At 33.5% G+C, this 25,953-nt stretch carries 29 protein-coding genes; 8 read left to right on the top strand and 21 right to left on the bottom strand.

The genetic code is table 11. The features are described 5' to 3' along the window. Positions 1-342: 342 nt before the first annotated feature. From IWX83_RS11875 to IWX83_RS11840, 8 genes are all read left to right on the top strand, one after another. Positions 343-1,197 (top strand): S1 RNA-binding domain-containing protein, encoded by an 855-nt coding sequence (locus IWX83_RS11875; RefSeq protein ID WP_196829885.1) that lies wholly within the window; start codon positions 343-345, stop codon positions 1,195-1,197. A 728-nt stretch (positions 1,198-1,925) separates the two neighbouring features. After that, positions 1,926-2,756 (top strand): 1,4-dihydroxy-2-naphthoyl-CoA synthase, encoded by an 831-nt coding sequence (locus IWX83_RS11870; protein WP_196829883.1) that lies wholly within the window; start codon positions 1,926-1,928, stop codon positions 2,754-2,756. 141 nt (positions 2,757-2,897) lie between these two features. Further along, positions 2,898-3,419, top strand: a complete 522-nt coding sequence (locus tag IWX83_RS11865; protein ID WP_196829882.1) for a PH domain-containing protein — start codon at positions 2,898-2,900, stop codon at positions 3,417-3,419. After that, positions 3,419-4,933, top strand: coding sequence for a PH domain-containing protein (locus IWX83_RS11860; protein ID WP_196829880.1), 1,515 nt, complete (start codon positions 3,419-3,421; stop codon positions 4,931-4,933). The genes IWX83_RS11865 and IWX83_RS11860 overlap by 1 nt, the downstream gene beginning before the upstream one ends. Positions 4,934-5,018: 85 nt before the next feature. Then, positions 5,019-5,981 carry a 1,4-dihydroxy-2-naphthoate octaprenyltransferase gene (menA, locus tag IWX83_RS11855; RefSeq protein WP_196829878.1) on the top strand — a complete coding sequence of 321 codons (963 nt, stop codon included), beginning with the start codon at positions 5,019-5,021 and terminating at the stop codon, positions 5,979-5,981. Between the two features lie 121 nt (positions 5,982-6,102). Beyond that, positions 6,103-6,780, top strand: coding sequence for a metal-dependent hydrolase (locus IWX83_RS11850; RefSeq protein WP_196829876.1), 678 nt, complete (start codon positions 6,103-6,105; stop codon positions 6,778-6,780). Positions 6,781-6,931: 151 nt separating this feature from the next. Further along, the gene (locus IWX83_RS11845) at positions 6,932-8,137 is read left to right on the top strand and encodes a M48 family metallopeptidase (protein ID WP_196829875.1); all 1,206 of its coding nucleotides are present in this window, start codon (positions 6,932-6,934) and stop codon (positions 8,135-8,137) included. Positions 8,138-8,422: 285 nt separating this feature from the next. Continuing rightward, positions 8,423-9,469 (top strand): o-succinylbenzoate synthase, encoded by a 1,047-nt coding sequence (locus IWX83_RS11840; protein WP_196829873.1) that lies wholly within the window; start codon positions 8,423-8,425, stop codon positions 9,467-9,469. On the opposite strand, the gene IWX83_RS11835 is transcribed toward IWX83_RS11840, so the two are convergent. The 21 genes from IWX83_RS11835 to IWX83_RS11735 all read right to left on the bottom strand — a co-directional run bounded on the left by IWX83_RS11835 (position 9,453) and on the right by IWX83_RS11735 (position 25,720). After that, the gene (locus IWX83_RS11835; RefSeq protein WP_196829871.1) at positions 9,453-10,559 is read right to left on the bottom strand and encodes an AI-2E family transporter; all 1,107 of its coding nucleotides are present in this window, start codon (positions 10,557-10,559) and stop codon (positions 9,453-9,455) included. The genes IWX83_RS11840 and IWX83_RS11835 overlap by 17 nt on opposite strands. A gap of 479 nt (positions 10,560-11,038) precedes the next feature. Next, positions 11,039-11,518: a nuclear transport factor 2 family protein gene (locus IWX83_RS11830; RefSeq protein ID WP_196829870.1), complete on the bottom strand. Its 480-nt coding sequence runs from the start codon at positions 11,516-11,518 to the stop codon at positions 11,039-11,041. 246 nt (positions 11,519-11,764) lie between these two features. Next, positions 11,765-13,798, bottom strand: a complete 2,034-nt coding sequence (locus tag IWX83_RS11825) for an OmpA family protein (protein ID WP_196829868.1) — start codon at positions 13,796-13,798, stop codon at positions 11,765-11,767. A gap of 68 nt (positions 13,799-13,866) precedes the next feature. Next, positions 13,867-15,642 carry an Ig-like domain-containing protein gene (locus tag IWX83_RS11820; RefSeq protein ID WP_073354085.1) on the bottom strand — a complete coding sequence of 592 codons (1,776 nt, stop codon included), beginning with the start codon at positions 15,640-15,642 and terminating at the stop codon, positions 13,867-13,869. A 629-nt stretch (positions 15,643-16,271) separates the two neighbouring features. Further along, positions 16,272-17,141 carry a diguanylate cyclase gene (locus IWX83_RS11815; RefSeq protein ID WP_231379976.1) on the bottom strand — a complete coding sequence of 290 codons (870 nt, stop codon included), beginning with the start codon at positions 17,139-17,141 and terminating at the stop codon, positions 16,272-16,274. A gap of 140 nt (positions 17,142-17,281) precedes the next feature. Further along, positions 17,282-17,638: a hypothetical protein gene (locus tag IWX83_RS11810; protein WP_196829866.1), complete on the bottom strand. Its 357-nt coding sequence runs from the start codon at positions 17,636-17,638 to the stop codon at positions 17,282-17,284. Position 17,639: 1 nt separating this feature from the next. Then, positions 17,640-17,987 (bottom strand): hypothetical protein, encoded by a 348-nt coding sequence (locus IWX83_RS11805; RefSeq protein ID WP_196829865.1) that lies wholly within the window; start codon positions 17,985-17,987, stop codon positions 17,640-17,642. 44 nt (positions 17,988-18,031) lie between these two features. Then, positions 18,032-18,364, bottom strand: coding sequence for a YtxH domain-containing protein (locus IWX83_RS11800; RefSeq protein ID WP_196829863.1), 333 nt, complete (start codon positions 18,362-18,364; stop codon positions 18,032-18,034). A gap of 39 nt (positions 18,365-18,403) precedes the next feature. After that, a complete protein-coding gene (locus IWX83_RS11795; RefSeq protein WP_139171392.1) occupies positions 18,404-18,556 on the bottom strand; it encodes a lmo0937 family membrane protein in 153 nt (50 codons plus the stop codon). Between the two features lie 43 nt (positions 18,557-18,599). Next, positions 18,600-18,752 (bottom strand): lmo0937 family membrane protein, encoded by a 153-nt coding sequence (locus IWX83_RS11790; protein WP_139259470.1) that lies wholly within the window; start codon positions 18,750-18,752, stop codon positions 18,600-18,602. 29 nt (positions 18,753-18,781) lie between these two features. Continuing rightward, a complete protein-coding gene (locus IWX83_RS11785) occupies positions 18,782-19,414 on the bottom strand; it encodes a porin family protein (RefSeq protein ID WP_231379974.1) in 633 nt (210 codons plus the stop codon). Between the two features lie 194 nt (positions 19,415-19,608). Further along, positions 19,609-20,070 carry a hypothetical protein gene (locus IWX83_RS11780; protein WP_196829861.1) on the bottom strand — a complete coding sequence of 154 codons (462 nt, stop codon included), beginning with the start codon at positions 20,068-20,070 and terminating at the stop codon, positions 19,609-19,611. A 171-nt stretch (positions 20,071-20,241) separates the two neighbouring features. After that, positions 20,242-20,427 carry a CsbD family protein gene (locus IWX83_RS11775; RefSeq protein WP_196829859.1) on the bottom strand — a complete coding sequence of 62 codons (186 nt, stop codon included), beginning with the start codon at positions 20,425-20,427 and terminating at the stop codon, positions 20,242-20,244. A 255-nt stretch (positions 20,428-20,682) separates the two neighbouring features. Then, on the bottom strand, positions 20,683-20,886 hold the full coding sequence (locus IWX83_RS11770) for a hypothetical protein (RefSeq protein WP_196829857.1): 204 nt from the start codon (positions 20,884-20,886) through the stop codon (positions 20,683-20,685). 133 nt (positions 20,887-21,019) lie between these two features. Continuing rightward, positions 21,020-21,904: an MlaD family protein gene (locus IWX83_RS11765; protein WP_196829856.1), complete on the bottom strand. Its 885-nt coding sequence runs from the start codon at positions 21,902-21,904 to the stop codon at positions 21,020-21,022. A gap of 17 nt (positions 21,905-21,921) precedes the next feature. Continuing rightward, positions 21,922-22,698: an ABC transporter ATP-binding protein gene (locus tag IWX83_RS11760; RefSeq protein ID WP_196829854.1), complete on the bottom strand. Its 777-nt coding sequence runs from the start codon at positions 22,696-22,698 to the stop codon at positions 21,922-21,924. A 1-nt stretch (position 22,699) separates the two neighbouring features. Beyond that, on the bottom strand, positions 22,700-23,458 hold the full coding sequence (locus IWX83_RS11755; RefSeq protein WP_196829950.1) for an ABC transporter permease: 759 nt from the start codon (positions 23,456-23,458) through the stop codon (positions 22,700-22,702). A gap of 429 nt (positions 23,459-23,887) precedes the next feature. Then, positions 23,888-24,343 (bottom strand): PA2169 family four-helix-bundle protein, encoded by a 456-nt coding sequence (locus IWX83_RS11750; protein WP_196829852.1) that lies wholly within the window; start codon positions 24,341-24,343, stop codon positions 23,888-23,890. Between the two features lie 161 nt (positions 24,344-24,504). Beyond that, a complete protein-coding gene (locus IWX83_RS11745) occupies positions 24,505-24,945 on the bottom strand; it encodes a hypothetical protein (protein WP_196829850.1) in 441 nt (146 codons plus the stop codon). 122 nt (positions 24,946-25,067) lie between these two features. Further along, positions 25,068-25,289 carry a hypothetical protein gene (locus tag IWX83_RS11740; protein ID WP_073354103.1) on the bottom strand — a complete coding sequence of 74 codons (222 nt, stop codon included), beginning with the start codon at positions 25,287-25,289 and terminating at the stop codon, positions 25,068-25,070. 44 nt (positions 25,290-25,333) lie between these two features. Continuing rightward, positions 25,334-25,720, bottom strand: a complete 387-nt coding sequence (locus IWX83_RS11735; RefSeq protein ID WP_231379971.1) for a hypothetical protein — start codon at positions 25,718-25,720, stop codon at positions 25,334-25,336. Positions 25,721-25,953: the final 233 nt, after the last annotated feature.

The following is a 25,953-nucleotide window of genomic DNA, read 5'->3' as shown; positions in this document are numbered from 1 at the left end:
GATTTTTATTGGCTCAGCAAAGAGCACCGTGTTAAGGGAATTAATAAAAATAATTTTAATGAGATTCCTTCATGGTTGGAAATGTGAGAGTAGGCAATATAAAAATCTGAAAAACATAATATTCTAATCTAGCCCCGATGGAAGCAAGTATCCTTTTGTATTTGCTTTTTGGCAAATACAAAAGATACTGCGGACAGCGGGACAACTCGTGATGAAAGAACGGAAAATTCTGCTCCTAAAAAAGAAAATAACCGTCGAATTTGGGCTTTGTTTTTTTGTGGACCGTTTCTTAATTTACTATTTTCAAACTTCGTACCTTTGCGCTTTAGAAATTGAAAGAAAATGATTGAAATAGGAAAATACAATACGCTTACCATATTACGCGATACCAAAGTGGGTTTGTTTCTAGGAAATCCAGAACAAGATCCAGAAGGAATTCATGACATTCTGTTGCCTAACAAATACGTTCCAAACGAATTTGAAATAGGCGAGGAGTTGATTGTTTTTGTGTATTTAGACCATGAAGAAAGACCCGTTGCCACGACATTAGAGCCTTATATATTATTGAATGAATTTGCACTTTTGCGTGTGAATTATACCAATCAAATAGGCGCTTTTATGGATTGGGGAATGGAAAAGGATATTTTGGTTCCGTTTAAAGAGCAGGCGCGTCCCATGGAAAAAGGGAAACGCTACTTGGTGTATCTTTATATGGATGAAAAAACCAATCGTTTGGTGGCTTCCAGTAAATTGAATCAGTTTTTGAAAAATGATAACCTAACGGTTGAAAAAGGGGAAGAAGTAGATTTGATAGTTTCCCATATTACTGAATTAGGAATTAACGTTATCATCAACGAAAAGTACAAAGGTTTGATGTACAAAGATGAAGTGTACGATGATGCAATTCGTACAGGAGACCGTATAAGAGGCTATATAAAAACGATACGTCCCGATAACAAAATAGATGTAGCGTTACAAATCCAAGGCTACGAAAGTATTGAGCCAAATGCCGATAAAATTCTGGATGAGTTAAGAGCGAGTAGAGGGTTTTTGCGTTTGACTGATAATTCACATCCTGAGGATATCAAAACGGTTTTGAAGATGAGTAAAAAAACCTTCAAAAAAGCAATTGGTGCTTTGTATCGAGAGAAATTAATAGAAATCAAGGAAGACGGAATTTACTTGGTTAAGGAATAAAAAAAAGAAAGACTAATCGGAAACGGTTAGTCTTTCTCTTTTTAATGCTGTTTTAGAATATTAAATTCTAACATCATTAAAATAAATTTAAGTTTAAAGTCGCTTTATCCGCCTGTAAACCAATAGTATTCAAGATACTATTTTTAAAATAGTAGTTTAAGCGCAAAGTACTTTAAAGAGTTGTTTGTCTTTTAAATGTACAAAAACTTGCGTAAGAGTTAAGAAATAAGTTCACGATAAGCCTTTGGTTTTATATATATTGGAAGATGATTTTCTAAATAATTTTTATTAATGTCTCACTTTCGCAAGGACAAGAAAAACAAATCTTTAATTTAACCGTAGGTGTTACTTTTTATTTTTTACTGTTGGGGCAAATGGTTGTATCATTAACTCGTTTAACAGGGCTTTTATACTTTTATAATAAGTTATTACCGTAGAAAAAGGAGTGACAACATTTTTAATTGCATTCAATACATTCTTTTTTTAGGTTAATAAATCAGTGAAGAATCAATAATTAATCAAGGTGAATAGTGTGTATTCGTCTGATTAGCTTATCCTAAATTTAAAAATAATTTGAATGAGGCTCTGTTAAAATGCTTTTTATTTACTGTTTTTTAACATCTTGAAACCTTTCATCAGAGAAGGATTACCATAAGCTTATGTAAATAGAATAGATAAAATGTAAAAAATGATTTATTTTTACACTGAAATAATTTAAATCATTGACAATGGATTGGATCACTGCTAAAGAATACGAAGATATCACTTATAAAAAATGCAATGGCGTTGCCAGAATCGCTTTCAACAGGCCGGATGTGCGCAATGCCTTCCGTCCAAAAACTACTGCAGAACTCTACAATGCCTTTTATGATGCACAAGAGGACACCTCCATTGGTGTCGTTTTATTGTCTGCTGAAGGACCATCGTCTAAAGATGGTATCTATTCTTTTTGCAGCGGTGGCGATCAAAACGCACGCGGTCATCAAGGATATGTGGGTGATGATGGACAACATCGTTTGAACATCTTAGAAGTTCAGCGTTTAATCCGATTCATGCCAAAAGTAGTTATCGCTGTAGTACCAGGATGGGCTGTAGGCGGCGGTCACAGTTTACATGTGGTGTGCGATTTGACTTTGGCGAGTAAAGAACATGCGATTTTCAAACAAACAGATGCTGATGTAACTAGTTTTGACGGTGGATACGGATCGGCTTATTTGGCTAAAATGGTCGGGCAGAAAAAAGCACGCGAAATTTTCTTTTTGGGACGTAATTATTCTGCACAAGACGCAATGGATATGGGAATGGTAAATGCTGTTATTCCGCATGATGAATTAGAAGATACCGCCTTTGAATGGGCCCAGGAAATTTTGCAAAAATCGCCAATGGCCATTAAAATGTTGAAATTTGCTATGAATCTTACTGACGATGGAATGGTGGGACAGCAAGTATTTGCTGGTGAAGCCACTCGGTTAGCTTATATGACTGAAGAGGCGAAAGAGGGTAGAAATGCATTCCTTGAAAAAAGAAAGCCGAATTTTGAGAAAAAATGGTTGCCATAATTTAGTAATCAGTGTTCAGTCTCGAGACTTCGGGGTTAGTGTTCAGTCGCAAAACAAGGAATAGAAAGTTTAATGTTTAAAGTTGTTTTTGAAAAGGAACTTTAAACTTTTACTCGGTATGCTTAAAACTAAACTTTATAAATGGAAAATTTTACAAACGATACAATCGATACCAACCATCTTCCAAAGTTTGAAGAAGTTGCTTTTACGGGTTTACATCCTAAATATTTTAAAGTGGTATTGATTAATTTATTGATCGTCATTAGCATACTTATTTTAGTTCCTTCACTAGTTTCTGTCTTGAAACCGGAATTATTTTCGGGAAGAATTTGGATGATTTTAGGTATTTTGCTTCCTATTATTTCAACTTTGATAATTGTCTTTTCTATTATAGGATTTAAGAAAAAAGGATTTGCTTTTAGAAATCATGATGTTTTATTCCGACATGGGGTCATTGCGACTAACACAATCGTAATTCCTTATAATAGAGTACAACATGTGGCATTACATGAAGGATTAGTATCACGATATTTTGGTCTTGCCAAGATTGAAATTTTCACTGCTGGAGGAAGTTCTAGTGATATTGAAATTCCGGGAATCGAAAAAGAACAAGCCGAAAATATCAAACAATTGTTGATGGGTAAAATACAAAAGCAATTGTAATGGGATCCGATTTTAGTCAACCACAAAGGCAATCCATAGTTGGGATTTGGGTTATGTTTTTTTACACGCTTCAGCAATATGGCAGAGCTTTATGGCCCATTATCTTAATTTGGGCTTTTAAATTTGATGAAATTAACAAAGTGTATTTAGTTGTGGGAATGCTCCTTCTATTCGCAAGTATTGGAATTGTTTCTTATTTGAAATATATGAATTTCACTTTTTTATTAGATTCAGAAAACCAAGAATTTGTTATTAGAGAAGGTGTTTTTAATAAAACCAAAACTGCAATTCAGCTGCATAAAATCCAGCAAGTAAATATTAATCAGTCTTTTATTCAAAAGCTGATTGGTGTATATGAATTGGACGTGGATACTGCTGGAACCAACAAGAAGGAAGGGGTTATTAAAGCCATTTCGCATCAATTGGCTTTGGATTTAAAATCTCGTTTGTTAGAAAATGATGGGCAAAAAAGCATTAGCAAAAATGAAGCTATATCATTGGAGGAAACAGAACAAAAACTCTTTGAAGTAGCGCATCCTTTTATAAAAATTAGTTTTTTGAGTTTGCTAAAAGTTGGAATTACTTCTAATTATCAAAAAACCGTCGCTTTACTTATCATTTTCTTTAGTACAATTTATGAGAATTTTCAAAATTTTGGAGACGAGAATACCATTTATAAAGAGAAAGTAGGAACTTTTATAGATCAGAACTTAGTATCACAAACCATTTTACTAGGCGTAATTGTCTTGTTTGTTGCAGTTTTGGTTTTGAATGTGATTCGGACTGTGTTTAAGTATTATGATTATAACATAGCCAGACAGAAAGGCTCTTTGTTATTGTCTTTTGGACTTTTGAACACAAAAAGCACTATTATTAAACCTGAAAAAGTTCAGATAACGACTGTTACCAGAAATTTTTTCCAAAAGAAAATGGGCATTCTTGAACTAAAAATCAAACAAGCCACTAGTGGAGAAAATGAAGAAAGAAAATCAGCGATAGAAATCCCTGGTTGCAGCGAGTTGGAACGTGACGCTGTTTTAAAGCTATTGTTTCATAAAATACCTGAAAAAGGATTAATGCTCAAGCCTAATTTTCGTAAACTTATTTTTTCCGTTTTCCTTACAATTGGATTACCTTTGTTTGTTTTTATGTTAATTGGGCATTGGCTTGTTCCATCTGTATTTGAATATAGTTATTTGGTTCCTATTGGTGTCCTTTTTGTTGGGCTGATCCAGTACTTTAAATTTATAAATAACCGATTATTCATAAATGAGAATTTTATAATAAAACAAAGTGGCGCTTGGGACGTAAGCGATGCTATTATTGAACCTAGCAAAATTCAAGCGATTTCTACTTCGCAACTTTTCTGGCACAAAAGGCTAAATATAGGTTCTATAACACTGCATACTGCAGGAGGCACGATTGCTTTTCAGCTAGGGAATTATTCAATAATTAAACAACAGGTAAACCGCTGGTTGTACGAAATTGAAACTTCTGATAGCAATTGGATGTAAAATAAAATAGTTTAAAGTTTAAGGTTTAAAGTTGTTTGCACAACAAATCTTAAGTTGTAGACTTTAAATTTTTAAATAAAAAAATATGAAACATTGGATTGAAGCAGCACGTTTACGCACATTACCTTTATCGGTTTCTGGAATAATAGTTGGAAGTATGTATGCTTTGGCACACCCAACAGATAGTATTTTAACACCAACAGAAGTTTTTAACTGGCGATTGTTTGGCTTTGCTATATTGACCACATTAGGATTGCAAATACTATCTAATTTTGCCAATGATTACGGTGACGGCATGAAAGGAACAGATAATGAAGATCGTGTAGGTCCAAAACGGGCAATCCAAAGCGGTGTGATTACTCCACAAGCTATGAAACGCGCGATTATAATTACATCTGGATTGACGTTACTGTCAGCGATGTTGCTGATTTATTATGCTTTTACCGATACCAACTTATGGTTTTCGCTATTTTATTTGGTTTTGGGAATTCTTTCCATAATATCTGCTATTCGCTACACAGTTGGAAATACAGCCTACGGGTATCGAGGATTTGGAGACCTCTTTGTATTTGTATTTTTCGGATTGGTGAGTACTTTAGGAGTGAATTTTTTATACTCAAAACAATTGGATTCATTGTTGGTGTTAGCTGCTGTTGCTATTGGGTTATTGAGTGTTGGTGTTTTGAATTTGAATAATATGCGAGACGAAGCATCTGATAGAAAATCAAATAAAAATACCATTGTTGTAAAAATTGGTGGTGCTAAAGCTAAAATATACCATTACAGTCTGATTGTAACAGCTATGGTTTTAATTATTGTTTTTGCTATTCTTGATGATTTTTACTTTGATCAATATCTGTTTTTACTGGCTTATATCCCTCTAACTAAACATTTGATTACTGTTTATAAGAATCAAATTCCTAAGGAATTAGATCCCGAATTAAAAAAACTAGCATTGAGTACTTTTGCACTTTCGGTATTGCTCGCTTTGTGCATGATTTTCTTTTTTTCGGATTTGATTGTTAATACATTGATGGGCGGAAGATAACGTTGAGCCTAGTTTCAATTTTAAAAATCATTCAAAAAAATAATTTTTACAACAAGTATACATCCAGTTTCGAATCCCGAATCGCAGCAAGCATTGGGGATTTGATTTTAAATAAAAAAATATGAAAATAACATTTTATGGCCATGCATCTTTAGGAATAGCAGTGGGTGGCAAACATCTTCTTGTAGATCCTTATATTTCTGCTAATCCCAAAGCGGCACATGTTGACCTGGAGACATTAAAAGCGGATTATATTCTTTTAACGCATGCGCACGGCGACCATATTCTGGATGTTGAGGCCATTGCAAAAAGAACCAACGCCGTAATTGTTTCTAATGCGGAAATTGCGGGTTATTATGCTGCTAAAGGTTTTCAGTCGCATCCCATGAACCACGGTGGGAGTTGGAATTTCGATTTTGGAAAATTAAAATTTGTAAATGCCATTCATTCTAGTTCTTTTCCTGATGGCAGTTACGGCGGAAATCCGGGTGGTTTTGTCATTGAAGGCGAGCATAAAAACATCTACATTGCTGGTGATACGGCGCTGACTATGGACATGAAACTCATTCCGATGCGTACTAAACTGGACTTGGCGATTCTGCCAATAGGCGATAATTTTACGATGGATGTTGAAGATGCCATTATTGCTTCCGATTTCTTGGAGTGTGATAAAATTTTGGGGTATCATTATGACACTTTCGGTTATATCGAAATAAATCACGAGGAATCGATTCGTAAATTTTTTAACAAAGGAAAAGATTTGATGTTATTGGAAATAGGGAGTTCAATCGAATTATAAAACAAGCTAGTCTTCGACCTTAGTTGTATTTGGAGCTACTTCCTGCTATTCGCTTGTATCTTTCCTTGTCTCCTCTCGTCTCAAGAGACTAGAGGAGACAAGGAAAGGATACCGCTGCTATCAGGGCTATGAAATTACGTTAATCAAGAATATGAATAGTATAAAAGGAATTTTTCTGCTAGTAATTGCACTCGCTTTTCAGACAAGTTTTTCACAAAAAGACGGTTATTGGGATAAAACCCGCGCTACAACTGAAGAAATTACAGTTTCTGCCAGAGACCGAATAATTTTAAAAACCCAAGATTTTCCAGAAGGAACCACCGAAGTTGTTTTCAGAATAACACTTTTGGATAAAAACCAGCAAATGGCGGGTAGTTTGGTTTCCGTTTTAAAAGCCATCCCAGACCCTACAGGAATTAGTCAAGGTTCGGCAGGAGCCGTTTTTATTTTGTCTAAAATCTCAGGAGAGGACAAATGCAAGTATGCTGTTTTCTCTAGTGCGGACTTAGCTACAAAATACAAAGAAAACGGAAAAACAGACGATGCGTGTTTGGTTCAAGATACACCCGTTAGTAAAGATGCTAATTTACTTTCTGCAGACAAATCAGCTTGTATGAAATTGAATAGTGGAAATTTATGGTTTGGTTTCGAAAGCAAGAACTGGATCATGAATCAAAAAATCATTCTCGAAGTGGTGCCGTGGGTGGATAACAAACTCAGTCGCGGCTGGACTGTTGAAAACAGAAAAGCAATCATTGATCAGTGTAAAACCTCTAATTTGGCTCAAAAAATGAGCAATTCTGATGATTTCTGCGTTTGTATTCTGGATAAAATCCAAGCCAGTTATAAATTTAAGGAATTCCAAAAATTGTTGCCTATGGAGCGTGCGAAAGCCTTTAAGGATTTTGGAAACAGCTGTTTTGGCGAAAGCAATCTTTCTACTACCGTTTACAACGATTTGCGCAAACAAGCCGCTGGATTAGCTAAGCAAGGAAAGTTCGGTGAAGCTATCATCAAACTAGCAACAGTTATCAATGATGGAAAAGCAACGGCTTTAGATTACAATGCCATTGGAAATAATTATCTTTTGACTAAGCAATACGGCAAAGCGATTAAATTCCTGAAAGAAGGCGAGAAGCAAGACGAAACCGAATTATTGATACAATTAAATTTAGCCCATGCTTATTTATTAAATGATAATTATACTTTGGCAAAAGCAATTTACAAAGAATACCAAGCACAAAACGTAACAGATAGCTTGAGCTGGACACAAAAAATGAAGCAAGATTTTGAGAACTTCAAAAAAGTGGGAATTCAAAGTAAAGATTTTGAGCGAGTTTTGAGGCTGATTAATTAAAAGTATTGTGTTAGCACCCTTAGTTTTGAATATTAATTGATAATCGTAGACCTAAAAGTCGCAAGCTGTAGTTTTTATTTTTGCATTCTATACCAATAAAAGAAAACCCAAAACGGAAAACCGAAAACAGAAAACCCAAAACGGATAACCCAAAACGGATAACCTAAAACGGATAACCGAAAACTAATAACCCAAAACGGATAACCGAAAACAGATAACCGAAAACGCATAACCGAAAACGGATAACAGAAAACAGATAACCCAAAACGGATAACCTAAACTATTTTGAAAGCAACCTACCATAAATACATTCTCAATTTCAAGCGTCCATCAGGTACTTCTCGGGGCGTGATGACCGAAAAAGAAACTTGGTTTATTGTCTTAGAAAAGGACGGAAAAAAAGGAATAGGCGAGTGTGGCATCCTACGCGGATTGAGTATTGATGATCGACCGGATTATGAAGAAAAATTACAACGGACTTGCGACAATATTCATCTAGGAAAAGAACAACTTTGGGAAGCGTTATTGGAGTTTCCTTCGATACAGTTTGGAGTTGAAATGGCGTTCCAATCTTTGGAGAGTGATACTCCTTTTTTACTCTTTCCTTCGGAGTTTACAAACGGGTCAAAATCAATGGTGATTAACGGTTTGGTTTGGATGGGCGAGGAGTCGTTTATGAAGCAACAAATCGAGGAGAAATTAGCAGAAGGATTCACGTGTGTAAAACTCAAAATAGGAGCGATAGATTTCGATAAAGAACTACAATTATTACGGTTTATACGAGAACATTTTACTCCGGAACAAGTCGAAATTCGGGTTGATGCTAACGGTGCTTTTAGTTCAGAAATGGCTTTATATAAATTAATACAACTAGCTGAATTTAAATTACATAGCATCGAGCAACCGATACAAAAAAACCACACTGACAGGATGGCAGAGTTGTGTAAAATCACTCCTTTTCCTATTGCTTTAGACGAAGAGTTGATCGGTGTATTTGCTTTGGCTGAAAAAGAGCAATTGTTAGAAAAAATTAAGCCGCAATACATCATTTTGAAGCCAAGTTTTGTAGGTGGTTTTCGAGGCACACAAGAATGGATTTCATTGGCTGAAAAGCATAAAATAGGATGGTGGATTACCTCAGCATTAGAGAGTAATATTGGACTTAACGCCATTGCACAATGGACGTTTTTACAGCAAAATACAATGCCACAAGGGTTAGGAACTGGCGGACTTTATACGAATAATTTTGATTGTCCATTAACAGTTTCTGAAGGACAATTGTGGTATAAAAAAGAAGTAGAGTGGGCGTTTGATTTTAATCTTTTGAAATAGGCTGTTCAGACAGTTTCCCTAATTGTCCATCTCCCAGTAATACTGATAATGTCTTTAGGCTGGGCGTGCGGTCTGCAATTAATTTTATGATGCTTGTGAATGGAATAAACAGTATCATTCCTGCAGCGCCCCATAAAATACCGCCTACTATTACCACAATTATAATAACAAGTGTGTTTATTTTTAAACGGCTTCCCACTGCAAAAGGAAATATAATGTAGGCTTCGAGTAATTGCACAATTGAAAAAACTACAATTACAGCTAAAGGATACCAAACCGAATTGTAAGTTATCCAAGAAACGGCAATGGGTAACAGGGCCGATATCATGATTCCTACGTACGGTATAAAAGTGAGGATAGAAGCAATAAATCCAAAAAGGAAAGGATTTGGCACCCCGATAATCCATAGCCCAATACTGTTTAACAATCCTACTATTAAATAGACCAATAGCATTCCTTTGATGAAATTATAATATTCATGAATAGTTTCGATCAAAATTTCATGAATGGTATTTTTTTGCTCCGCAGGAAAAAGTTGGTACAAAGCATTGGACAACAATTGTCTGTGGTACAATAGTAACGCGGAGAAAATAGGAATCATCAATAAAAAAAATACAGATTCAGAAACGGAATAAGCAGTGCTTCGTAGGATTGAAAATACCTGTGAACCCGAATTACTGAGCATATTACCAATAAAGTCGGATTGTTTTTCTAGACTAATATTAAATCGTTCCGAAAGTAACAGACTTAATTCCTTTATTGTTTCTGCTAATTTAACTCTTAAAGATTGCCATTCCTTTAGAAATTCTGTGAACTGTGCAAATAATAAATAAAGCACGGCCCCTGCCAAAAGCGTTACTACTAAAATCGAAATAAATATGGCTATTCCTTTACCAAGTCCTTTTCCTTGCATCCATTTACAGATAGGATAGAGAATAAAACTCATGAGTAATGAAAAACTTAAAGGAATGAAAAGTGTTTTACCAAAATATAAAACTAAAGAAGCCAGTACTATAAACTGGAGTATTTCGAAAACAGTATAGTTTCTGCTGGTTAGAAATGGACCCGGAGTTTTAGAAGATTTTATCATAACCAAAGTATGTAATAGTTGTTAAATCATATTCTTCGTTCCAGCACTAAATAATTTTTTAAGATTCTACTAATCGCTTATGGTAATTGATTTGACCCAAATGATAGGCGAGGTGCGTGGTCAAATGAATTAGCATATATTCAGTAGTTGTTTTTTCTTAAATACTACAAGTGGAAATTCTATTTTCAAATCCTGTTGTCCTAGACTATCCAACGCATTTTCTACTGCAACTTGAGTTTGTGCTATTTTTGTTAACAATATTGGCCTTGAATTATCTTTAAGGGAAGAGTCAATTGCTCGATTTCTGATATAGTCTGTTTTCCTATCTCAGCGGCACTATAAGTTGTTAAGTTTCCTAGTAAATGCGAACAAATATTGCCATCGGAATTAGTAATTCCTTTTTGGATTTCCCAAATCGTACTTTCGTTTTGTATGATTCAATTTTAATTTTAAGCTTTTTGAAAAGGACTTTTAAAGTATTAGTTAGCATGTTTAGTTTCTTTATACTTTTGTAATGATGCCAATGCTTGTTGTTGAATTTTTTTATGAAAAAATCCAGTCCAACCCAAAAGCTGTCCTGTAAATCCAAAAGCCTGCTTGGACCACTTCCAGATGTCAAAATCATCCGTGTGTTTTATAATTAAACCGTCTTTAAATTGAAATTGCGACTGAATGCGATTGATCACTTTTCTATTGTTTTTGCTGAAATTATAGGTGGCAATCCAGCGGGCAGTGCCTGTGTATTCGTTGGCTTTTACATTTGAGAATTCAATTTTTATTGTTCCTTTGCCTTTCTCAATAAGCATCTTCCACATTTGGAATACGTCATGTCCTTTTAATAAACCGAATGCAGGATCCCGAAATTGAATGTTTGAATCGTAACATTCACACATTGTCACTGCATCAGCATTTGCAAAAGCAGTATAGAATTTGATAATGGTTTTCTCGTTTGAAGACATCCTTTTAAATAAAGTGAATAGTAAAAATACTAAATTTTTTTGAGCAAATTTAATGTTTCAAATCTAAATTGACAGAAACGAAGTTCCGTTATTATTTATAAAAGGAAATACTGTGGTTGAAATTAGTTCATGATAAAAGGATTGTACTGACTTTATGATTTCAATGGAGACCAAAAAAAAAGGATAGACTTTTAAGTTTCTATCCTTTTTGTGCATTTATAAAAGTTTATTCTCCCTGTAACAGTATTATCTAGTAGCAGGAATAATGTCAATAATTACGGTACGATTATAAAAACGTTCCTCTGGAGTTTTATTTTCAAAAGGAGATTTATTTTCATCTTCTCCAAATCCGTTAACTTCAAATTGAACATCGTTTCTTCCTGATTTTGCTAAAGCTTTTTCGATAATCATCTTTACATCATTTGCACGTGAGGCAGATAAATTAAGGTTGTATGCTTCACCACCAATAATATCAGTATGTCCGTGAATCATCACTTTTGCACCAACAGGAATTTTAGGAGTTACAATATCAGCAAGGTATTTTTCATACATTGTAATGGCTACTGCTTTATTGAATTCATAAAGAATACTGTATCTCATTCCTTCAATTGTTTTTGCAGGAGTCCAAAGCACCACATGTATTGGTGTTTCTTTTTCTATAATTTTACCACTTTTGGTTTGGCCAATCATTTTTACTTTGTAATCTCCTTCTGGACGACTACCTAAAATTGATTTTCCTGAAATCTTAACTTCATCCTCCATGTACGGTCCAAAAGACTGTACTTTACCTTGCTCGTCCGTCATTTGCAATGACCAAGAAGATAATGCTTCTCCAGCTCCTTTATTATTAAAGGTTACATAGCTTTCCATAGGTGCTTCTTGTGATGCAACAATCTGTACTGGTTTCAATTGTGCATCAGTACCACTTTGAAATTCCATTAATAAATCAGGAGAGCTGCTCTCGATAGAAACTCTGCGATCTCCTTCACGTAACAATACTAATTCTAGTGTTGCACCTGGTTGCTCAGAAGGGATATTTGGCTTTTCTTGACCTTTGGTTGCAATTCTAGAAGCATTGATGGCAAATACATTAACCAAATACGTTTTAACCGATTCAGCCATTGCAAGTCCATCCGCATTTCCTTTGTTAGAAGAACCCACTAACGAAATAGTAGCTGAAGGATTTTTTTGCATGCGATCCCCTAGGATGTTCAATACATTGTAATATACGGTCATTTGACGCTTAGAACGGTCAGATAAGTTTTTTGGAGCAAATACTTCCAATTGATCTTCTTTAAAGTCTTTCACCTGATTTTTCGTTAATAAAACATAACGGTTTGGAATTTCATTCGAATCTTCATCAAAGAAAACGTAGTTTCTTAGTGGGAAAATTTCAGTCATTCTGTTTTCTCCAGGAACATTACTAGGAGAATTTACAGAAAAAGAAACTTCACGATCTTGAACCATGTCAGTTGCTTCTTGAATGTTTTTTCCTTGTCCAAATTTAAGTGCGACACCGGCTCTGATGGTTGTAATATTCCAAGTTTCTGTTGCACGAGGATTTTGACCAAAATAAGGTTGGAAAGAAACAAAAGGGGACAATACAAATTGTGTCTTATTGCTATCTGAAGATAATGGAATATCATATCCTGCACCAATTTGCATTGATAAAATAGTTTCTTCAATTTCACTAAACTCGCCCGAAACTGCTGGAGTAGCTGCTTGATTTGGAAATGCTGGATTTACACCTAATTCATAGGTAAATGATTTATCTAGGTTGAAAGCCAAACGAGGACCTCCATAAAGATAGAAATTAGATTTAAATGGAGCAAAACGTACGCTTGGTTCAACAGTAAGGTAACTAAGATCCGTAGATAAGTCAGCAGGACAATCACAAGCGGTTCGTACTTGGTCAAAAGCACCTTTACGGCTATCATAACCTGCTTGTAGCATTACTCCCCATCTAGAGTCAGCAGGGCGATATTCTAAAAGAGGGGCAATAAATAGTCCCACACCATCACCATCATGAAATGTTGCAGGAGGTGTAAAACTCGCACTTAACTGATTAGTAGAACCACGGTAAAAGTTAAAATTAGCTCCACCAGCAACGCCAAAGAACCAAGAAGGTTTAGCGTACTTTACCTCTTGTGCTTGCTGTGCCAATACGGGAGTTTGAACACTTAACCAGGTCAATGAGGCTACTAAAAGACTCTTGATTGGTAAGTTATTTGGTGACCAAGCTTGGCGAGATCCCTTTTTTAAATGAGTTATATTGTTCATATTTTTTATTTTTATTGCGTTATATCGAATAAATCCCGCCCGTAAGCGGGATGTACAATTACTTTAACTTAATTATTTGGAACGTTTATAGTTGTATTTACCATTGTTACAGAGGCTACTAAAGAGATTGCTCTTCCATTAAGTACTGTTTGCGCAGCATTTCCTGCAGTTGAGAATGTGACTCCTGCATTAGAGATTATTGTTCCTACCATAATTCCTCCTCCAGCGCCATTGATAGTTGCCGCAGTACCCACATACCAGAATACATTTTTAGGTAAAGCTCCATTTTTCATTATAACACTTTTTGCACCGTTTGGTCCTGCTATTCCTACTGTAAGTCCAGATGCTGTTTGAAAAATCCAAGTTGCATTAGGATCTCCTTGAGCGTCCAAAGTAAGGTTACCATTGCTAATTTTGAAAGTACCACTAGCTGATTTATAAACTCCTGGGGCTAATGTCAATCCTCCTAGTTCACCTGCGCCTGGATCAGTTCCTCCTGGTTTTGAAGCGGGAGAAATACTTAGGTAAGCTGCATTTGCATCAAGTAATCCTTGTTTAGCTATATCAAATGATGTTTGTGTACCTGGAGCAGGTGGAGCAGTGTATATTTTACCTTTCACATCTCCTACATTTAAAGGAGTTTCTGTATATATGGCTGTAGCGTCATGAAATCCTGTTACTAAAGTTGAGGCAGCTGTAGTTCCAATACTACCGTTAATCACAGTATTTAACCCCTGATTTGTTATTCCAGCGTTTCCACCAAAAGCACCAAACATTGCAGCTGATCCAAGATTTACTTGAGAAGGCTGAACTACTACTGGAGGATTTACTGTAGTGGTAAAATTCCAAACATAATTATTAGCTAATGGAATTCCTATGGTGCTTTTAGCATTTGTTGTTATTGTGGCCGTATAAACCAATCCCGGTTGTAATGATGCTGTAGGATCAAAAGAAGCAGTTAATCCTGAGTAAGAAACGATACCGGCGATTGATGTTGTACCTTGTCGTAAAGTAAAAGTTGTAGCATTTATACTTGAAGGATCCATTGGTATGTTAAAATCTGCCGTTACTGTTTTTAATAGATTAACTCCAGTTGCGTTATTCACCGGATCAGTTGCAGTTACGATAGGGTTAACTCCTGTTTTAAAAGTCCATACATAATTGGCTCCTAAAGCTGTACCAAGTGTATTTTTAGCATCAGTTGTAATTGTTACCGTGTAGGTAGTGTTTGCCTGTAATGGGTTAGTGGGTGTAAAAGAAACCATTGATCCAGTATAAGCGATAGTTCCAGCTACGGGATTTGCTCCTTGTTTTACTGTATAACTAGTACCATTTAATGTTGAAGGATTCATTGGCATGCTGAAAGTAGCTGTGATTATTTTGTTCAAGGCTACGTCAGTTGCGTTGTTGATTGGATCTGTGCTAATTACAATAGGTCTTAAAATCAAACCAGTAGTAAAAGCCCAAACGTAATCTGTTTGTAAAGCATTACCCATCACGTCTTTTACTAAAGTTTTTACTCTTCCCGTGTAGGTGGTGTTTTCTAAAAGGGGCGAAGAGGGTGTAAATGAAGCTGTTTTACCTGAATAGGTTACCGTTCCTGCAACAGAATTTGTACCTGTTAAAGTAATTGAACTTTGGGTAATTGTTGCTGGATCCATCTCTGTATTAAAAGTTACTGTAATAACTTTATCTACTGATACTCCTACTGCATTAGATATTGGACTTGTCGATTCTACAATTGGACATACACCAATCGTTTCCTGGAAATCATCGCTTGCGCATCCAGAAATTAATGCAATAAGTAGTATTGCAAATGTGAATAGTAAATTTTTTGTTTTCATTTTTTATTAATTTAGGGGATTATGAATTTTGTTCTCCAAAGGTCAGTTTGTTAACAACTAAAAGTCTTATACTATTAAAATTATTAGTTGTAAGATTCACTTATTTTATTTGTTAAAATTTTTAGTAATATATTTGAAATCAGTAATTTGATTTTTTTTTAATGTGTTAACAGAATGTTATTTTCATGATTTTTAATAAAGAAGTTAGTACAAAAAAAAATATCTAAAAATACATGCAACACTTGTGGTTGCTACAACTATTTTACAATTAGTTTCTAAAATAAATCATTTTAGAATGAAAGTCCATAGTGTTTTGATTTAGTATATTACAAGATGGATGGTTTGAAGCAGTAATTTTTGCCACGGATTTGCAAATTTCAAAATTTTATCATCTGCCAATTTCCGGTGATAAAAAGTTTTTTAGAAGTTAAAGCGAGATGCAGTAAAGAGCATAGTTTTAACGCTATCTGAAACCGATAAACGTCGTATTAACTACAATCTAGAGCGTGTTTAAAAACAACAGTACTGAACACCATTTTTTTTATTAACCAAAGGTGAAAGGGAAAAATAGCAATAAGTGCGTTCTTGATTTTAAAATGGTTAGAAAAAAATTGAACCATTAGCTACACTCAATTTTTTTCCTTTTGTTTTAATGTGTGAATAAAAAAGGTTAGTTCTGTAGTAAAGGTATCAAGTGTTATGGCAGACTGCTTTATATATTCTAAATAATCTTTAATTTCTTGTTTAGAATTAGACGACTGGTCGAGTAAGAAGGATATTCCTAGAATGTTAGTCACTGGCTGTCTCAGTTTATGCGAAGTCATAAACATGAGTTTTTCTAAACCTATTATGTATTCTTTTTGATATTCTTCAGCGATATTGAGTTCAGAAATAGCATTCAAAAGTTGTATGGCACGCTTTTCTTTTTCTTGATTTTGGAATTCAAGATTTTTGTTGGCAATAATCAGTTCTGCCGCTCGTTTTTCTTTTTCTTGATTTTGAAAAGCAAGTTCTTTATTAGCAATAATTAATTCTGCTGCTCGTTTTTCTTTTTCTTGGTTTTGAAATACAAGATTTTTGTTAGCTAAAATTAGTTCTGCTGCTCGTTTTTCTTTTTCTTGGTTTTGAAATATAAGCTTTTTATTAGCAATAATTAATTCGGTTGCACGCTTTTCTTTTTCTAGATTTTGGAAAGCGAGTTCTTTGTTTGCTATCAGCAGTTCTGAGGCCCGTTTTTCTTTTTCTTTGTTTTGATGGCCTATTTCTTTTTCAGCAATAATAAGTTTTGCTGAAAGTTTCTGTTTTTCTTGGTTTTGAAAAGCAAGTTGATTAGTGATAACAATTAATTCTGAGTCCCGTTTTTTTTGTTCTTGAATTTGAAATACAAGTTTTTCATTAGCGAGAATTAATTCTACAGCTACATTTATTTTTTCGTTATTTGGAATAACAAATAAATCGTTTTTAATTTCTGAGTCTATAGTATTGATTCTTTTGAGCATCCGACTTTCAAATTAAAGTTTATAAACGAAAAAACTTTCAAATGTAGTGCAAAAGTACTGAATTTGAAATGCGAGTGCGAAAGATTAATTGTAAAAACAAAAATTAAATTGCCTTAATATTTACTGCCTGTAAAAGGAAATTAACTGTTTTGTAATTCGTTTTCTTTTACTTTTTCAGAATGTTTGGTGACCACATTTGTGATTACAAATTGCAATAGTGTTCCTAAAATTCTTTTTATTGGATTGTGAGTGGATCCTAATAAAACTTTTTTAGTTAAGTAACCTGTAGTTATTCCGATGACATTGCTTAGTATGTTACCTTTAAATTCAGATGTAGTGGCCATTTGACCAAAAGCCTTTTTAATCAAATTTACAGGTTTTAAACTTTCATAAGTATAATAATACTGATCTTTCAGTTGTAATAAATCCTCGGCTTGTTTTAGTTTCAGTAATGCAATCGCTTCTTTAAGAGTTGCTGTCTCGTTTGGCTTTTTCATATTAACTTTTTTTAAGCATTTTAACAATAATAAAATTACTGATTGGCATTTTAAGCCATTGATCTTTGAAGAGGTAAAGAACAATTGCAACTAGGAGATAAACGCTGGATACTATAAAAAAACCATAATATACTTTTCCAAGTAATTCACCAATCCATAAGGATAAACCAATGTTTGCAAGGAAGGCAAACAGTACAAAAACAATAGAAACGGTTAATCGAGATAATAAAGATGACATCACATCAGCAGTCTTGTCAACTGCATTTAGTTTAGCCAGTTCTACTGTTGTTCTGGTATAATCTTCCGCTCTTTCAAAAAGCATTTCTATTGTTGATGCGTTGTTTTCCATAATGAAATTTTTAGTGTACTAAATAGAGAAATTTTAATATCTGATTAGATATTTGTATTTTTCATATCATTTTTTGCATCTTGAAATTTTGATTTTCCTTCAGCAAGCAAAGCTTCACCATCACTTTTAGCATCATAAAATTTTGATTTTCCTTCTGATACTAAAGCTTCCCCTTCTTGCCAGATTTTCTCATATTTATTAGTGATTGTTCCTAACAATGTATCAAGTTTATCTTTCAATTCGTCAGCATAATCATTGCTTTTGTCCATGATTTTTCTTCTAGTTTTGTCTCCTTTTTCAGGGGCAAACAATACTCCTAATAATGCTCCAACAGCTACTCCGCCTAAAACTCCTAATAATATTTTATCTGCTTTCATAATTACTTATTTTATTATTATTTTTAATTTTTAATTTGATTAAATACTTCTACCTGATATCAGTCTGAAAAGTATTGCGATTACAGCAATGACAAGTAAAACATGAATAATAGATCCCAGGCTGAATGCGAAAAAGCCAATTGCCCAAAAGATTACTAAAATTACTGCTATTGTATAAAGAAGATTTCCCATGTTTTTTTATTTTAATGATTAGATGATAATTTGTTGCGTTGCCCTATACTTTTCTGCCTGATATTAGTCTAAATAATATTGCAATTACTGCAATAACAAGAAGAATGTGAATAATAGATCCTGCGCTATAAGCAAAGAATCCAATTGCCCAGAATATTACTAAAATTACTGCGATGGTGTAAAGAAGGTTACTCATGATTTCTAGTTTTTAGTGATTAGTATATATTAGTTTAGTCTCAATCCTACATAAACGTTTAATACGCTGTTTTTTGCATCAGATGAAATAAAGTTACTTGAGGAATCATCTTTTCCTATTTTTGTAAGTCCATAGTTGTAACGAACTCCAAAGTTTACTGCGTCCAAATCAATTCCAACACCTCCAGAAATACCAGCATCAAACTTGTTAAAATCATTCGTGTCTAATTCTCTTTGAGAAGAAGAAAAATTGGAATCATTGGTTGTTTTTCCGCTAACCATGTAAGCAGCATAAGGACCAACATGTACATTGAAATTTTCAGTGATATTAGCTACTAATAATACAGGGACTTCGATATAGTTCACATTGAATTTCGCTGTACCTTGAATAAGTGCATTGTTATACACTAATTCAGCACCTTTTGTAGTGTAATTAATCTCTGGCTGAATAGCGATGCTGTTTGTAATAGGGAACTTAGCATAAAGTCCTGCATTGAAACCAGTAAGTACATTATTATCGTCAACAGTATCTGTGTAAAGGTTGGAAAAGTTAAGTCCACCTTTGAAACCATAAGAGGCTATTTTTTCCTGAGCTTGCATCCCTGTGAAAGACATTAGACCTAAAACTGCTGAAGCGAAAATTAAATTTTTTGAATTTTTCATTGTATATTTTTTTATTGTTTGTGTATACTACAAATATCCACATCTTGTGTAAGTAAGTTGTTACATTACTTTTGATAAAATTTATATTATTCACACTTTGCAGGTTATAAATTCAAGTTTATATTTTTCAAAATCGCTATCAATCAATTCATTGTATAAAAAAGGCAAGTTGTTACACTTGCCTTTTTGACTTTCTATTTATTGTCAACAGTCAAGTTTTTGAATGCTTGACCTAGTTCATCCATATCGCGGTTGTACTCTTCTTTAAATGATTTCCAGTCACTACTAGTGTCGTTTTTGTACATTTCGACTTTGGTTTTAATCTCTCTATTTTTTTCTTCTAAATCTTCAATTTTTTTTGCATAGGCTTCATCAATCGATTTGCCTCTTTTTTTCAAATCTGCTTTCATTTCAGCAATACGAATTTCATTTTGTGCAATGGTAGCGTTTGTGCTTTCTTTAAAGGCTTGCCATTCTTGTTCCGTCGCTGCTCTTCTCGCGTCTGACAATTCTTCTTTAGCATCGTCAAGATCTTCTCTTGCATTTTCTACATTGTCTTGTGCAGCAGCTTCTTTTTTTGTGGAGTCCTGACATCCAACTAACACAGTTGCGGCAATAAATGTGGTAAGGGCTAGATTTAAAAATGTTTTTTTCATGATCTTAGATTTTATATTATTTTTTGAATTGTTTGTATTTTTTTATTTTAAAACATAAAGCACTTAAGGTAAGCGGTTTAAGATAATTAAAGATACTAAAATTATTTTTGTCTAACAAAATTTTTATTTTGGATTGAATAGGGCGATAGTAATCTGCAAGATTGATTTTGCTTAGAGACTTTCGAATATCTTAAGTAATTCATCTCTTGTTTTTCCCAACTTAGATTGGTATTTATTTAACATTTCCTCTTTTTTCGCTTCTGAAAAAAGAGATTTATTATTGGTTAAAGTGGCAAATTTCTCTTTCAGTCTCTCTTTTTGTTCTTCCCAATTTCCCTCTTGCTCTATTGAATCCATCTTTCCTGTATTACATGCAAAATAATTTTTACGGTACAAAGTTGGTATTTTTAATTTCTGGTTCAGTTACATAACTTTAGGGATTACTTGTTTTATTCACAGATTATAAAAAAAATGACTATTCACGGCTAACACAAAAACGGTACAAGTAGCGGATAGTCAAGTAAATTTCATCATGAAAAACAGTAAGAGAAATCTAAATAAGGTACCGTTCTTCTCCTCCTCATTTGAGTATGTTTAGATAAAAAAGAAAGGTTAATGGCCTTCCTTATATTTTTTAAGAATGTTTTCTAATGAGTCATAATAATCTTGAAGTATTTTACAATTTATTTGTGGATTATTTATGTCGGGTATCGTCACCGGCAACTCTGACAAATATTTATTTAATTCGGGGTTTTCATTTTGTATTTTTAAGGTTATTTCAAGAATTGCTTGGTTAAGCTCTTTTTCTGTTTTCATAATATATTATTTTAATACGTCTGAGTACTGTTAGAATAAGCAATTTAAATATTAAGAAGGCATAATCAGGTAATCATTTTTGTAATTTTCCCTGTTTCAAACCTTTTAAATCCTTAAAAATATACAATAGGATTTATTTTAGAGAATCATTTTCAGCTCCTATTTTTAATTCTTTTTTCATTTCAGCTTCTTCCAGGTCTGAAATCTCATCTTGCTTTTTTTCTTCTTCTTTTTTCTTTTTATTGAAGTAGCCTCTTAGTAGAAAATTGTGTTTTGCAGCTTCAATAACTTCATTTAATCCTTTGGTAGCTGTTTTAACATTGCTTAATGAGGAATCAATAACTTTTCCCATTCTTTCATCACTTACCAGTTTGGATAATGCGCCTTTTCCGTTATTCATGTTTACCGTAAATCGCTTAAATTCGGTAGAGCTGTTCTCCAGATTAGAGACCATATTTTTTATGCTGTTTCCAAATTGCTCATCAGAAACCAATCTAGATAAGGCACCATTTCCATTGTTCATACTTGAACTGAATTGAGCCAGTTCAGCAGTAATTACACCAGCATTATCAACACTTTTTTTAACGCTGACCATTAAGTCATCCATTTCTATCGCTTGCTTGGAAGCTATATTATCATTATTCTCAACAATAATATTCGATTTTTTACCGGAGGAAATGATCAATACTTTATCTCCCATCAAACCATCAGAACTGATACTAGCAATAGCATCTTTTTTTATGTATTTGCGTACCTCATCCTTTATGACTAATGTAATGACTACCGAGGTATCGGTTAGAAATTCAATTTCTTCTACTGTTCCAATATTAATTCCAGACAGACGGACATTATTTCCAACCTCTAATCCATTGACAGAATTAAATTTTGAATACAATTCAAAGGTAGACCCAAAAAGATTTTTTTGTTTTCCAACAAAATAAATGGTCCCTACAAAAAGGACTAAGCCTATAACTACAAACATTCCCAATTTCCATTGGTATCCAGATTCTTTAATCATTTTTATATTTTTATTGGTTATATGAAAAAAGAACGAACCCATTCATCATCACTTTTTTCTAATTCATCATAAGTTCCTTCGGCATGGATGACACCGTCTTTTAAAATCATCAGTCGGTCGCTGGTGTGTTTTGCACAGGCCATATCATGGGTTATTATGATAGATGAAGTTTTATATTTTTTCTGAATTTCGAGTACCAATTCACTAATTTCTCTTGAAGTGATGGTGTCGAGTCCCGTTGTAGGCTCATCGTACAATATAATTTCAGGTTTTAAAATAAGTGTTCTTGCCAGACCAATTCTTTTGCGCATCCCTCCAGATAATTCTGAGGGCATTTTATCAATGGCTTCACTCAAACCTACACTTTCTAGAATTTCCTTAATTTGATTTTCAACTTCCTCTGCAGTTAAATCTTTAGCATGTCGCATTAAAGTAAATCCAAGATTCTCCCGAACACTCATAGAATCATACAAGGCAGCGTTTTGAAATAAAAATCCAATTCGAACTCTTATTTTGTTAAGCTCCGAATTATCCATCTTCGTAATGTCAGATCCAAACACTTTGATTTCTCCTTTGTCAATACCCATCAATCCAACGATACATTTTATCGTAATTGATTTTCCAGAGCCAGATTTTCCTAAAATAACAAGGTTTTCGCCTTTCTTCACGGTAAGATTAACACCTTTTAAAACCTCATTTGTACCAAAGGATTTATACAATTCTTTTATTTCTATTACTGGATCGTTCACGGTAGCAAGAGGGTTAAGTTCCACGTTTGTTTTTTCTTGTGTCATTTTAGAAAAATAAATCGGTTATTTGAACGGCCAACATGTCTATAATAAAGATGGTCAATGAAGCAGTCACCACCGCAGAGTTAGCCGCTTTACCAACACTCTCTGTTCCATTAGCAGCATTAAAACCTTTATAACATCCTATCATACCAATAAAAAAACCAAAGAAAAAAGTTTTTATCGTTGCCGGAAAAATATCTAAAAAGGTAATTGATTCTAATACTTGAGCTAAATACCGATGAAAATTCACGTCGCTATGAATATTAATTCCAATATATCCGCCTATAACACCGATACCATCTGCATAAATTACTAATAAGGGAATCATCAAAGTTGTAGCCAAAATTCTGGTAACGACTAAATATTTATAAGGGTTGATAGCTGAAACCTCCATGGCATCAATTTGTTCTGTTACTTTCATGGATCCTAATTCAGCACCAATACCCGAGGAAACTTTACCGGCACAAATCAAAGCGGTTATTACAGGCGCTATTTCTCTAATTAGCGAGAGTGCCACCATACTTGGCAACCAAGATTCAGCGCCAAACTTAGCTAGAGTAGGTCTTGATTGTAGTGTAAGCACTAATCCCATTATAAAACCGGTAATGGTTACTAATGGCAATGATTTATAGCCTATCACGTAACACTGTTTGATGAATTCCTTCATCTCATAAGGAGGTTTAATTACTTCTTTAAAAAAACGCAAAGCAAATAATGTAACATTACCTACATCATTAAATGTTTCTTTTAAATAGCTAATTATACTTTCCTTTTTTGCCGTTAGTGTATTACTCATGTATCGTTTCTGTTATTTTTTGGGTTTTTTACAACATTAAAGTTTTATGCAGAATTTTTGATAGGGTAGTGGATGAAAATTGACACAATTCTTCAGTGCATATTTATTTGTGCTTGTATCGCAACTTATTTTGAGAATAGTGAGGACTACTATACTTTGTGCAGGTAGAATCAATAATTTTAAGTTATTCCATAAACAAAGCGAGGGGATTTTATAAAAAAAAACAGATTTCTTTTAAAAAATTTCATAATAAATCTCGCTCTCTAACGGCCTTAAAATTAGTTGCTATTTTAGAATTCACTGCGCCAAAGAATAGGAAAAACTACTACAATTAGTTTTTATTAATATCGCTTAAAAAGAGATTGACTAATCAAAAACGATTATTCAATTTTCATTTTATGACAACATTAAATCACCTAATTTTTTGACTTTATCATGGTGCTTTGTCAGCATAATTTGTTGTGATTTAAGCCTAATGTGCAGTTCTGCAGTAAGATAATCTAGATTGTTAGAAAGCGTGTCTTTGTAACTTTTTATGGTGACAAATTCATTGTATTCTAAAGTGTTCAAAATATCTTCTCTATCTTTTCCATCAACAGTTAATTTAAAATTAATCCAAAATCTTGAAAATAGACTATTCCTTTTTACAATATGCACTGGAACGCCTCCCATTTTTTGAACTTCTTCTACAAGTTCTAATTTGAAAATGGCACTAGTTTCTTGGAATTCAGCGAACAAATCTTTTAAATCATGCTCTACCGTTACTTTTTTGGCTGTTTTATAAATCTCAATTCTTTCCGTATTGATTTCGATAAGATTATTTAAAACTACAATTGATTTTTCTTTATTCATGACCTTAACTATTATAAATTAAACGAACATAGATAGCATCTTAACTTAGAACTACTGGTAATAAAAAGGAGTACTACTCTTTTTGCTTTTTTGATAGGTCAAAAACACATCCTTGATTTAAAAAGAGTAGTAACCCTTATGTTATAAAATTCTAGATCAAACTAAAATCTGTTTGTGGACAGGATAAGTTGCATTCCAGGATATTGTACATCTGGCTGATCCTCAGCGGTAATAAATATTTTTGAAGGCTCAAATGAAGTAACAGTTTCAAAACTAGCTTTGAGTTTTGAGGACATAAACCCACTATCACTTTTTATTTGCCCAATGTTTTTAACAAGCGCTTCTTCTGTTTCCATCCAAACTACGTACACACTTTTTGAAGGCTGTAATCTAGTTACTACTGCTAAATTTGTTATTTTTACTTTAATAGAATAATTTTTATTACTATCCTTTTTGACGCTTACATTTCCTTTTGCTGCAGGAACTATAGATGAGTTTTGAAAAGCCACATTTTTTCCACAAGAAGAAAATGAAACTATCAAGAGTAAAGCAGCTACCGCTAAGAACAATTTTTTAATATTTGATTTTAATTGAATTGGCATGGGTATTATTTTTAAGTTATTTTATCCTCCAAAATTAATTGAACAGAAAGCAAAATGGGTTATATAAATATTTTTAAATGTTATATTATTCACACGTAATCATGCGATAACTTCTTTTAATTTTATGCTTTTTTGGTAGTGCCAGTCACTAATAAAACAACGCCTCCTACGGCGAGCACAATGCCAATTATTGGTGACCAGGCCATGGGATGATTTACTTCTTTATTAATTTCTATTGGACCTATATCCACCACTTTTTCAGTGGTTGTGAAATTGAAGCTATTGTACAATACCATTATTATTCCTATGATAATCAGGATGATTCCGATACTTTTTGTTTTCATATTGAGTACGATTTATTTTATTTTTTTTTCAAGTGATTGCTGTGTTAAACGCCAGAAAAATATTGTTTGACAAAATTGTGCTGCTGATTCACAGTCATCTTATCTGTGTGTTTAATTTCAAATTTAATTTTTAGAAAACGCTCATCTTCACTCAAGAGATCGAAGAGTTCAATTTTCGCATCAGTTGGACCAAAGAGAATGACCCTCTTGTAATCTTTTATGGTTTCTCCAATTTTTTTATAATAGTCGTATAGTTGTTTTTTTTCTTTGTCCTTCATTAATTTTGCGGGCTTTAGCAAATGGCTAGTACTGTCTTTTAATGCAAATTCTGATTCAATAGTTTCAATTTCAAAATGTTTGGAAGTAAATTCCATTAAATGAGCAAAAGAATGATCCATCCAAATACCCAATTTTTTTTTAGTTGTCATCATGATCAGTTTCTTGGATTATTCAATGCTACGTGGTTTAACATTAAATAATAATTAATAAATTATAATTATCTAAAGTTCAGCTATTTGATAGCATTATTTATTATATAAATTTATGTAAAAATTATATAATTCACAGGTTATGCTGCTCCCCAAAAAACGTACAATTTTTTGCTTTAAATTAAGATAGGATTAAAAACCTTAAATTAGCAGAATTATGTCAAGAACAAGAAGAG

This window comes from Flavobacterium sp. CG_9.1, from assembly GCF_015751645.1.
GTDB lineage: Bacteria > Bacteroidota > Bacteroidia > Flavobacteriales > Flavobacteriaceae > Flavobacterium > Flavobacterium xanthum.
Note: the sequence above shows the minus strand (reverse complement) of the source record. Positions and strands in the feature narration are given on the sequence as shown.

Coding starts and splice junctions, on each gene's coding strand:
- IWX83_RS11875 (WP_196829885.1), top strand. CDS start 343: ATGATTGAAATAGGAAAATACAATACGCTTACCATATTACGCGATACC.
- IWX83_RS11800 (WP_196829863.1), bottom strand. CDS start 18,364: ATGAAAGCAGATAAAATATTATTAGGAGTTTTAGGCGGAGTAGCTGTT.
- IWX83_RS11825 (WP_196829868.1), bottom strand. CDS start 13,798: ATGAACAATATAACTCATTTAAAAAAGGGATCTCGCCAAGCTTGGTCA.
- IWX83_RS11795 (WP_139171392.1), bottom strand. CDS start 18,556: ATGGGAAATCTTCTTTATACAATAGCAGTAATTTTAGTAATCTTTTGG.
- IWX83_RS11740 (WP_073354103.1), bottom strand. CDS start 25,289: ATGAAAACAAAAAGTATCGGAATCATCCTGATTATCATAGGAATAATA.
- menA (WP_196829878.1), top strand. CDS start 5,019: ATGAAACATTGGATTGAAGCAGCACGTTTACGCACATTACCTTTATCG.
- IWX83_RS11815 (WP_231379976.1), bottom strand. CDS start 17,141: ATGCTCAAAAGAATCAATACTATAGACTCAGAAATTAAAAACGATTTA.
- IWX83_RS11870 (WP_196829883.1), top strand. CDS start 1,926: ATGGATTGGATCACTGCTAAAGAATACGAAGATATCACTTATAAAAAA.
- IWX83_RS11860 (WP_196829880.1), top strand. CDS start 3,419: ATGGGATCCGATTTTAGTCAACCACAAAGGCAATCCATAGTTGGGATT.
- IWX83_RS11810 (WP_196829866.1), bottom strand. CDS start 17,638: ATGAAAAAGCCAAACGAGACAGCAACTCTTAAAGAAGCGATTGCATTA.
- IWX83_RS11805 (WP_196829865.1), bottom strand. CDS start 17,987: ATGGAAAACAACGCATCAACAATAGAAATGCTTTTTGAAAGAGCGGAA.
- IWX83_RS11775 (WP_196829859.1), bottom strand. CDS start 20,427: ATGGATTCAATAGAGCAAGAGGGAAATTGGGAAGAACAAAAAGAGAGA.
- IWX83_RS11845 (WP_196829875.1), top strand. CDS start 6,932: ATGAATAGTATAAAAGGAATTTTTCTGCTAGTAATTGCACTCGCTTTT.
- IWX83_RS11820 (WP_073354085.1), bottom strand. CDS start 15,642: ATGAAAACAAAAAATTTACTATTCACATTTGCAATACTACTTATTGCA.
- IWX83_RS11835 (WP_196829871.1), bottom strand. CDS start 10,559: ATGATAAAATCTTCTAAAACTCCGGGTCCATTTCTAACCAGCAGAAAC.
- IWX83_RS11785 (WP_231379974.1), bottom strand. CDS start 19,414: ATGAAAAATTCAAAAAATTTAATTTTCGCTTCAGCAGTTTTAGGTCTA.
- IWX83_RS11745 (WP_196829850.1), bottom strand. CDS start 24,945: ATGCCAATTCAATTAAAATCAAATATTAAAAAATTGTTCTTAGCGGTA.
- IWX83_RS11830 (WP_196829870.1), bottom strand. CDS start 11,518: ATGTCTTCAAACGAGAAAACCATTATCAAATTCTATACTGCTTTTGCA.
- IWX83_RS11770 (WP_196829857.1), bottom strand. CDS start 20,886: ATGAAAACAGAAAAAGAGCTTAACCAAGCAATTCTTGAAATAACCTTA.
- IWX83_RS11760 (WP_196829854.1), bottom strand. CDS start 22,698: ATGACACAAGAAAAAACAAACGTGGAACTTAACCCTCTTGCTACCGTG.
- IWX83_RS11765 (WP_196829856.1), bottom strand. CDS start 21,904: ATGATTAAAGAATCTGGATACCAATGGAAATTGGGAATGTTTGTAGTT.
- IWX83_RS11865 (WP_196829882.1), top strand. CDS start 2,898: ATGGAAAATTTTACAAACGATACAATCGATACCAACCATCTTCCAAAG.
- IWX83_RS11780 (WP_196829861.1), bottom strand. CDS start 20,070: ATGAAAAAAACATTTTTAAATCTAGCCCTTACCACATTTATTGCCGCA.
- IWX83_RS11790 (WP_139259470.1), bottom strand. CDS start 18,752: ATGAGTAACCTTCTTTACACCATCGCAGTAATTTTAGTAATATTCTGG.
- IWX83_RS11850 (WP_196829876.1), top strand. CDS start 6,103: ATGAAAATAACATTTTATGGCCATGCATCTTTAGGAATAGCAGTGGGT.
- IWX83_RS11750 (WP_196829852.1), bottom strand. CDS start 24,343: ATGAATAAAGAAAAATCAATTGTAGTTTTAAATAATCTTATCGAAATC.
- IWX83_RS11735 (WP_231379971.1), bottom strand. CDS start 25,720: ATGATGACAACTAAAAAAAAATTGGGTATTTGGATGGATCATTCTTTT.